We start from the raw sequence: 1591 nt of genomic DNA on the forward strand, positions 1-1591 counted from the left end.
TATGTTCATTCAGACCGAAGAAGGAAATTTAATATCATTAAAGCCAGACAAATCTATTAACTTCAGTAAGTCAAACTATGATTTTAGTGATCATTCTGATAGGTTAAATATCTCAGACGTACAAACTTTTCACTATGCTACTGTGGAGTTCCTTCCTGGCAAGAGAATGTTTGTGGTAATAGATCACAGCCACCCTTTATTGAAAATGGCATTACAGAAACTGATATTATCGTCTATCCTGCTTCTTGTCTTATTTCTTTGCCTAATATTGATTGTTGGCTACATAAGTATCTTGAGATTCAGAGAGTTGATAGGAGCACAAAAAGCAATTATATTTTCTCTTGCGGGACTTACCGAAGGGAGAGATCCGGAAACAGGACATCATTTAGAAAGAACAGGTAACTACTCAGTGGTATTAGCAAAACAGTTGAGTAAGGATAAAAAATACCGAAAACTCATCACGAATGAATTTATTGAAGATCTTTATGATGCCGCTCCTTTGCATGATATAGGAAAGGTAGGAATACGAGATGCCATCTTATTGAAAGAATCAAAGCTGACTAATGAAGAATACGAAGAGATAAAGAAACACGTTAAGATAGGAAAACAGATACTTCAGAACACTATTGATAAGTTCAAACTTAAACAATTATTTTTTATTATGGGCAGAAATATTTGCGCATACCATCATGAGAAATATAATGGTAAGGGATACCCGGAGGGCTTGAAAGGGCAGGAAATTCCTTTGGAGGCAAGAATTTTTACCTTGTGTGATGCTTATGACGCAATTAGATCGAAAAGACCTTATAAAAATGAACTGTCACATGAAGAGGCAGTCAAGAGAATCAAGTCTGATAGCGGTGAACACTTTGACCCGGATATTGTGGATGCTTTTCTGAAATGTGAGAAGGAGTTCCTAAAAATAGACAATGCTTACAAAGATTATAATATATAAAAAGGGATAGACTGTTTTTATTTACAGGTTTTTAGTTCAAATAAAAAACAAATAGCAAAGCCCTATAGAGGAAAAAAGGTGGTACGAAGGCAGGGCAAGCCCTCCCTCTATGTAGTAGATGGCTTACTATATAGGGTGCGCTGTGCAAATTGGCCAGCATGTAAAACTTAATAAAGAAGAGGAGAAAAAATGAGCAAATGGCGGTTGCTTGATACAGGGATACTTACCGCAGCAGAGAATATAGCTCTCGATGAAGCTTTACTTGAAGCTAAAAATAATGGGAATATTCCAAATACAGTTCGATTCTTGCAATTTTATCCTCCTGCTGTTCTGCTCGGTTATCATCAAAGTTTAGAGCAGGAAATAAGGGTTGATTTCTGTAAAAGAGCAGGCATCGATATCAACAGAAGGATTACTGGTGGTGGTGCGATATATTTCGATGAAACACAGCTTGGTTGGGAAATTATTTGTGAAAAACAGTTTTTTAATATGAGGATTGCCGATACTGATTTTTTTAAAAGATTAAGTCAGCCTGTAATTTATGCTTTGAGAAAATTAGGAATTGTTGCTTCTTTTCGTCCAAGAAATGATATTGAGGTGAGTGGTAGAAAGATTTCTGGAACCGGTGGGACTGAA

General features: G+C 36.2%; 2 protein-coding genes. Both read left to right on the forward strand.

Going from position 1 to position 1591, the window contains the following annotated elements; genetic code table 11:
* Positions 1–955: HD-GYP domain-containing protein (locus COZ07_RS04955; RefSeq protein WP_406607477.1), on the forward strand; the 955-nt coding region annotated here is incomplete at its 5' end.
* Between the two features lie 189 nt (positions 956–1144).
* Positions 1145–1591 (forward strand): lipoate--protein ligase family protein (locus tag COZ07_RS04960; protein ID WP_406607478.1); only part of this gene is annotated, 447 nt, incomplete at its 3' end.

Source organism: Candidatus Infernicultor aquiphilus, from assembly GCF_002784285.1.
GTDB lineage: Bacteria > Atribacterota > Phoenicimicrobiia > Phoenicimicrobiales > Phoenicimicrobiaceae > Infernicultor > Infernicultor aquiphilus.